At 56.8% G+C, this 7,574-nt stretch carries 7 protein-coding genes; 2 read left to right on the forward strand and 5 right to left on the reverse strand.

The window, feature by feature from the left end; all coding sequences use genetic code 11:
• Positions 1 to 15: 15 nt before the first annotated feature.
• From groL to ABWP81_RS11340, 4 genes are all read right to left on the reverse strand, one after another.
• A complete protein-coding gene (gene groL, locus ABWP81_RS11325; RefSeq protein ID WP_353141856.1) occupies positions 16 to 1,668 on the reverse strand; it encodes a chaperonin GroEL in 1,653 nt (550 codons plus the stop codon).
• A 34-nt stretch (positions 1,669 to 1,702) separates the two neighbouring features.
• Positions 1,703 to 1,990 (reverse strand): co-chaperone GroES, encoded by a 288-nt coding sequence (groES, locus tag ABWP81_RS11330; protein ID WP_104796635.1) that lies wholly within the window; start codon positions 1,988 to 1,990, stop codon positions 1,703 to 1,705.
• A 214-nt stretch (positions 1,991 to 2,204) separates the two neighbouring features.
• Positions 2,205 to 2,588 (reverse strand): hypothetical protein, encoded by a 384-nt coding sequence (locus ABWP81_RS11335; protein WP_353136865.1) that lies wholly within the window; start codon positions 2,586 to 2,588, stop codon positions 2,205 to 2,207.
• Positions 2,589 to 2,696: 108 nt separating this feature from the next.
• The gene (locus ABWP81_RS11340; RefSeq protein ID WP_502905538.1) at positions 2,697 to 4,739 is read right to left on the reverse strand and encodes a lytic transglycosylase domain-containing protein; all 2,043 of its coding nucleotides are present in this window, start codon (positions 4,737 to 4,739) and stop codon (positions 2,697 to 2,699) included.
• 13 nt (positions 4,740 to 4,752) lie between these two features.
• On the opposite strand from ABWP81_RS11340, the gene ABWP81_RS11345 reads away from it, so the two are divergent.
• A complete protein-coding gene (locus tag ABWP81_RS11345; protein ID WP_353136862.1) occupies positions 4,753 to 5,328 on the forward strand; it encodes a 5-formyltetrahydrofolate cyclo-ligase in 576 nt (191 codons plus the stop codon).
• 4 nt (positions 5,329 to 5,332) lie between these two features.
• Here ABWP81_RS11345 and ABWP81_RS11350 read toward each other — a convergent pair whose 3' ends face one another.
• Positions 5,333 to 6,223, reverse strand: coding sequence for a DUF6279 family lipoprotein (locus tag ABWP81_RS11350; protein ID WP_353141859.1), 891 nt, complete (start codon positions 6,221 to 6,223; stop codon positions 5,333 to 5,335).
• On the opposite strand from ABWP81_RS11350, the gene glmU reads away from it, so the two are divergent.
• Positions 6,222 to 7,574: bifunctional UDP-N-acetylglucosamine diphosphorylase/glucosamine-1-phosphate N-acetyltransferase GlmU (gene glmU, locus ABWP81_RS11355; RefSeq protein ID WP_353141861.1), on the forward strand; the 1,353-nt coding region annotated here is incomplete at its 3' end. The genes ABWP81_RS11350 and glmU overlap by 2 nt on opposite strands.

Consider the following 7,574-nt stretch of genomic DNA (forward strand, 5'->3'; position numbering starts at 1 on the left):
AAAGCAGCGAGGCAATTACATGCCCATGCCGCCCATACCACCCATGCCGCCCATGCCACCCATATCAGGCATGCCGCCGCCGGCTTCGTCTTTTGGTGCTTCTGAAACCATGCACTCAGTCGTCAACATCAAAGAGGCCACTGACGCTGCGTTTTGCAAAGCAGTGCGTGTCACTTTGGTTGGGTCCAAGATGCCCATTTCGATCATGTCACCGTAGGTGTCGTTGGCTGCGTTGAAGCCGTAGTTGCCTGTACCGGCCAACACGGCGTTCACCACCACTGAAGGCTCGCCACCTGCGTTGTAAACGATCTCGCGCAAAGGCGCTTCGATGGCTTTCAACACCAGTTTGATACCAGCGTCTTGGTCAGCGTTGTCGCCTTTGATGAGGCCAGCAGTTTGACGTGCGCGCAACAAAGCCACGCCGCCACCAGCCACGATGCCTTCTTCCACAGCTGCGCGGGTTGCGTGCAGTGCATCTTCAACGCGGGCTTTCTTTTCTTTCATTTCGACTTCAGTGGCAGCGCCCACCTTGATCACGGCAACACCGCCAGCCAACTTGGCCACGCGCTCTTGCAGTTTTTCGCGGTCGTAGTCAGACGTTGCTTCTTCGATTTGCACGCGCACTTGTTTGACGCGGGCTTCGATGTCAGCAGCTGCACCAGCGCCGTCGATGATGATGGTGTTTTCTTTGCCCACTTCAATGCGCTTGGCTTGGCCGAGGTCAGCCAAAGTCACTTTTTCGAGTGTCAGGCCAACTTCTTCAGCGATCACTTTGCCGCCGGTCAAGATAGCGATGTCTTCCAACATGGCTTTGCGACGATCGCCAAAGCCAGGAGCCTTAACAGCCACAACCTTCAAGATGCCACGGATGGTGTTGACCACCAAAGTAGCCAAGGCTTCGCCTTCAACTTCTTCAGCCACGATCAACAAAGGACGGCCAGCTTTTGCAACGGCTTCCAAGGTAGGCAACAGGTCACGGATGTTGCTGATCTTCTTATCAAACAACAACACGAATGGGTTGTCCAACAAAGCGGATTGCTTTTCTGGGCTGTTGATGAAGTAAGGCGACAGGTAGCCGCGGTCGAATTGCATGCCTTCAACGACGTCGAGTTCGTTGTTCAAAGACTTGCCGTCTTCCACGGTGATCACGCCTTCTTTGCCCACTTTTTCCATGGCGTTAGCGATGATCTCGCCAATGCTGTAGTCGCTGTTGGCAGAGATAGAACCGACTTGAGCGATTTCTTTGGTGGTTGTAGTGGCCTTGGTGGCTTTCTTCAACTCTTCGATCAAAGCAGTCACTGCTTTGTCGATACCGCGCTTCAAGTCCATGGGGTTCATGCCAGCGGCAACGTACTTCATGCCTTCGTGCACGATGGCTTGAGCCAACACGGTCGCAGTTGTGGTGCCGTCACCAGCGTTGTCAGAAGTCTTGGAAGCAACTTCCTTGACCATCTGCGCGCCCATGTTTTGCAACTTGTCTTTGAGTTCGATTTCTTTGGCGACGGATACACCGTCTTTGGTCACGGTAGGTGCGCCGAAAGAACGCTCCAACACCACGTTACGACCCTTAGGGCCCAAAGTGACTTTGACCGCGTTGGCCAAAATGTTCACGCCTTCAACCATGCGTGCGCGGGCTTCGCCGCCGAAAATTACGTCTTTTGCTGCCATTTTGATATTTCCTTAAATTTCTGAATTCGTGAACTTATTCGACGACGGCGAAGAGGTCTTCTTCTTTCATCACCAACAGTTCGTCACCAGCCACCTTGACGGTTTGGCCGCTGTACTTGCCGAACAACACGCGGTCGCCGACTTTGACTGACAGGGCTTTGATCTCGCCTTTGTCGTTGGTCTTGCCTGGGCCGACGGCCAAGACTTCACCTTGATCTGGCTTTTCAGCGGCGGAATCAGGGATGACGATGCCAGAGGCGGTTTTTGTTTCGCTGTCGATACGTTTCACGATCACACGGTCGCCGAGAGGACGAAGTTTCATTGCATCTCCAAATAAGAGCTAGGGGTTTGAAAACAAAGCGAACACCAAGGTGTTCTCAAGAAAAGCCACTGGCGGGTTGCTGTTAGCACTCCCCGCCATTGAGTGCTAATTTTAGGGTATCTCTGGCGTTTTCAAGTCCTTAGGACATGAAAAAAGCACCGGCAAAGCGGTGCTTTTGTCGCCAATAGCGCAGCGCGCTATGGTTTGGCAAGGCTTATTCGCTGCGAGATTGCGCGCAGCGAATGTCGGCCATGATGCGGTAGTCGGTCATGGCTTGGTTCCACATGCGGGCATCGCGGTCGGCTTTGAGCCACGCCACAAATTGACGTTTGCAGTATTTTGCAAAAACCACCAACACGGCAAACACAGCGGACCAAAGCACCACCCAAGCGCCCAGCTCGTGGCCTTCTTGGGAAGCATCTGCGATGTCATACAGGGCCGCGACTAGGCTTAACGCGCCAAACATGCCTAACAAAACAGCGTAGGTGCTTTCTTGTTGCAGGCGTTGCAAGAGGTGGTCGAATGTTGCAAATGCACGCTCGAAGCGGGCAACGCCGCGGTGTTGGGTGGGATGACTGATGGAGACGAAGGTGGTCATAGGGTTCCTTAATGGGTCGTTGTCAGACTAGATCAAGGTTGAAGTATAGGGATTACCCTAATCCCCTATGGTCATCTAGGGTTATTACTTAATCGCGTGGATGGGAATTTACGGCAACTCTAAATTTTCCGCTGGCGCTGTTGCATCGCGCGGACCCACAAGGCCCAGTCTGGCCTTGAGCGACTGGGGCTGGCCGGTGATGAGCGCGGCGTAGTTGGTGGTGTTGGACAGCACTTTTTTTACGTAATCGCGGGTTTCGTTAAAGGGTACGTTTTCAGCCCAAATGGCGCCTTCCAACACGGGGCCTGTGCCGCTATTGGGCGCACGCCAGCGGCGTGAGCGGCTGGGGCCTGCGTTGTAAGCGCCCGCAGCCAAGGGCATGGAGCCTTCAAAGCTGTCAAGCACCAGCTTTAAGTAGCCCGTGCCAATGGCGATGTTGGTGTCGCGGTCGTTGATTTGATCGGGCGTGAAGTGGGTCAAGCCAATTTTCTTGGCCGTCCATTTGGCAGTGGCTGGCATCACTTGCATCAGGCCCGCGGCGCCCACATGGGAACGCGCGTCTGTAATGAAGCGGCTTTCTTGGCGAATCAAGCCGTACACATAGGCCGGATCGAGGTTGATGGTTTTGGCGCGTGCAATGACCGCGTCTTTGTGCGGCATCGGAAAGCGTTGCTCAAAGTCAACGCTAAAGCGGGTGCGTTCGCTGGTGTTGATGCAGCGGTCCCACACTTGGTTGTCGCAGGCGTGTTGGGCGGCGGCCAGCAGTTCGCGGTCGCTCATCATGCCGGCCTTGCCTTGGGCGTCCACCAAGTTGGTGGCGTAGTTCCACTCGCGCACGCCTTCAGGGCGCAGCCCCATGCCAATGGCGTAGAGGGCGCGTTGAAGAGAAGGGTTGCGGCGGGCCGCGTCCATTTCTTCAGCGGTGGGGGTGGGCGGGCGAGCAGGCACCGTCACTTTGCGACCCAGTTCTTCAAGGGCGAGCTGCTCGTAAAAGCCGCGCACACCTGCGATGCTCTCGAGCATGGCGGTGGCCTCTTGCTGCGCTTGTGGCGTCCCTTTTTTACGGGCCAGCAACGCGCGTGCATGCCAGTAAACCCAAGTGGGGTCTTTGCGTGCATCGGCGCTCATGGCGGCAATGGCGCCCTCAACCACGGACCACTTGGGCGTGTTGCCAGCGCGCAGGGCGGCGCGGGTTTTCCAGCCCAGCATGTCGTCGTTCAGGTCTTTGTCGTGCGCCACGCGGGCAAAGTGACTGAGCGCATCGTCGTCCAAACGCATGGCGGCTTGGCGGCCAATCACACCCCACACCCAGTGGCGCTCTTCGGTGGTGAGGTAGGGCTGCCATTTATTGCGCATCAGTTTGTCGGCTTTGTCAGCATCGGTGGTGGCCACTTTGATAAGGGCCATAACCACCAACTCTTGGCGCACTTTTTGGGGCGCAGCAATGTGCTTGGATAAAAACTTTTCGGCGTTGTTGAAAGCTTCGGGCACCAGCTGTGCCGAGTCAGGTGCGACGATTTGCACCGCATTGCGGGCCGTGCGTGGGCGGTTGTGTTCCACCATCAAACGGGCTTTGCGCCAAATGTCTAGAGCGGTGAATTGTTTGCTGAAGTAAAGGCGGTCAGCGGCCAAGGTGCAGCCGTCGTCGGCCTCTTTCATGCCCATCCAGTTTTTGCGCACTTCATCGGCAATGGCCGTGTTGGCTTGCGGCCCTTTTTCTAGCAACTCCACAGCCAAGATGTAGCAGCGCAGCTCGCGGTCGTCGCGCATGCGGTAGTGTGGGTGCTCGTCGCTCAGGGTGGACCAGTCGCGACGTTGGCCCAACAGCAACAGCCAGTCGTTGCGCAGGCGGTCTTCTTGGTAGGTGGCGGGGTAGCGGTTGAAGAAGGCGCGCACTTCTTGGTGCGAAGCTTCGTCTAGGCGGGCCTTGAGTTCCCAGTAAGCGGCCCAAGGCTCTAGCGTGTGGCCTTTGGCTTGGGGCAGCAGGGCAGTGAGGCGCTTGCGGTCGCCACGCTTGAAGGCTTGCGCCATGTCGGTGATGACCGCGTCGGCCTGCGCATTGCTAGACGCAGGCGCAGCCAAGCTGGGTTGAACAGCAGCCAGCGTCACAAAGAAGCTGGCAAACAATGACACAATGACTCGAACATTCATGCATTGATTATCTGTGGACAAAAAGACATTGCGACAACAGCTCATACAAGAGCGTTTGAACTTGCCCGATCGGCTTGAGCGTGCCGACCTGTTGCAACGCGTGATGCGCATTTGGCTGTTCAGCCGACCCGATACGGTGATTGGCGCTTACTGGCCCATCAAAGGCGAGTTTGACCCGCTGCCTGCCCTGCACCGTTGGAAAGAAGACGGCGAGTTGTTGGATCAACCGCAACGCCGCCGCATCGGTTTGCCCGTGGTGGACAAGGCGACCAAAACACTCACTTTTCATGCGTGGTACCCAGGTTGCCCCATGGAAGAAGACGCTTACGGCATTCCCAAACCCAAAGACACCGAAGTGATCGTGCCCACTTTGTTGTTTGTGCCCTGCGTGGGCTACGGATTGGGCGGATTCAGATTGGGCTATGGCGGTGGTTTTTATGACCGCACCTTGGCCACTTTGCAACCCAAGCCGTTCACGGCGGGATTAGGCTTTACACACGGCTTCTTGCCAGACCTGATGCCCGAGGCGCACGACATACCGCTGGATGCGTTGCTCAACGACAACGGGGTGGTTTGGCCGATGGGCTAAGCCCTTATTTTTGTGCCATCAACGATTTGAAATCGTTTTCATAGCTGCGCAGCGCCTCCACCATGCGCTGACGCTGAGCGGGCGTGGTGCTGTTGTGAAACTTAGCAAAGCCTTCGCAGTTTTGGTCCCACAGTTCTCGGTTGTAAGTGCGGTAACGCTCGTTGGGTGAGTTAAAGGTGCGATCGGTCAGGCCGCGCAGCAGGTTTTGCGCTTGCGCGTTGGGGCTGCCTTCTTGAGCCATGCGTTGAAAAGTTTGCATGCTGTCTGCTTGGCGGCGTTCGCGCTCGGCGAAGCTCAGGACAGGGTCAAATTTGGACTTGCTCAGCCATAGGTTCAGCGCCTCGCGCTGGGGCTTGTCGAGGCGGCCATAAAAATCTTCAAGGCGGTTGGCAGCTTGCTTGTTGCGGTATTGCAGGCGATCTTCGGCGCTGGGGTCTAGCCAGTCTTCTTTCCAAGTTTTGTTGGTCTTGTCAAAGCGTTGGCGGATGCTGCGCAACTGCTCAGGCTTAAGCTGGGTGGCCAGCTTGGTGTTGGCGGGTTCGACATAACGCAGCAGGGTGGTCACGCTGGTTCTCATTTCCTCGGTCACGGCACACACTTGCGCGGGGGTGAGGTCGTTGGGCGCCATGGTTTGGATGCGCTTGAGTAAGGCCACATATTCGGGCAGCTGTTGTTGGCGATGCCAGCGCAGCAAATCGGCCAGTGCATCACGAGTCAATTGCTTCTGGCCGTCTTGCAAATCGGCGTAGCTGTCGAGCCACCAATAAATCACGTCGTCGCTGTTGTTGTAGGCCACCTTGAGGGTGCTGCAACCACTCAGCCCCACGAGTGCGGCGAGCGTTAGCCAAATAGACGCATGGCGGATAATTCTGCGCAAGATAAGGAAGAATGACATGAAGGCTTTGGATGTGGTGATCATGGCTGCCGGCAAAGGCACCCGTATGAAGAGCAGTATCCCAAAAGTGCTGCACCGGCTGGCGGGTAAGGCTTTGGTGCAGCATGTCATCGACACGGCCCGCACTTTAAAGGCGCGCCACACCATCGTTATCACGGGCCACGGCGCAGAACAAGTCGAGCTTGCACTGGCCGCAGCCAACACCGCCGACAACTTGCAATTCACCCGCCAAATGCCTCAGCTCGGCACAGGCCACGCTGTGCAACAAGCTGTGCCTTTGTTGGCCGATGACGGCGTGGTGGTTGTGCTGTCGGGTGATGTGCCGTTGACTCAAGCCGACACCTTGCAAACGCTGATCGACCTGTGCGACGGCAAGCAGCTTGCTTTGTTAACGATTGAGTTTGACAACCCCACTGGGTATGGCCGCATCGTGCGCAGCCCCAGCGGACAAGTGCACGCCATCGTCGAACACAAAGATGCCAACGAACAACAACTGGCCATCCAAGAGGTGTACAGCGGCATCATGGCTGTGCCTGCCAAACTGCTCAAGCCTTGGTTGGCTAGGCTGGACAACCAAAACGCGCAACAAGAGTTTTATTTAACTGACGTGGTGAAGTTTGCCGAAGCCGACGGCGTATCCGTGGTGGCCCACAAAATCAGCGACGCCGCGCAAGTGGCTGGCGTCAACAGCCCCACCCAATTGGCCGAGTTAGAGCGCACGTTTCAGATGCGCCAAGCGCACGCCTTTATGGCCGAAGGCGTGCGCATCATCGACCCTGCACGCTTTGATGTGCGTGGTCATTTGAGCTGCGCGCAAGACGTGGAGATTGATGTGAATTGCATCTTTCAAGGTAATGTGCGTTTGGGCGAAGGTGTGAAGATTGGCGCGAACTGCGTGATCGCCAACTGCACGATTGAAGCGGGCGCGGTGATTCACCCCTTCACCCACATCGACGGCGAAAAGCTGGGCGTGACGGTGGGCGAGGGCTCGCTCATTGGCCCCTTCGCCCGCTTGCGCCCCGGCGCACAACTGGCGGCCGAGGTACACATTGGCAACTTTGTGGAAGTCAAAAACTCCACCCTGGCCAAGGGTGCAAAAGCCAATCACTTGGCTTACTTGGGCGACGCCACCGTGGGCGAGCGTGTCAACTTCGGCGCAGGCAGCATCACCGCCAACTATGACGGCGCCAACAAACACCGCACCGTGATTGAGGCTGATGTGCATGTGGGCAGCAACTGTGTGTTGGTAGCGCCCGTCACCATCGGAGCAGGTGGAACCGTGGGCGGTGGCTCGACGATTACCAAAAGCACCGAGGCGGGAGCGCTGAGTGTGGCGCGGGGTAAGCAAATT

The organism is Limnohabitans sp. (genome assembly GCF_040401135.1).
Taxonomy (GTDB): domain Bacteria; phylum Pseudomonadota; class Gammaproteobacteria; order Burkholderiales; family Burkholderiaceae_C; genus Limnohabitans.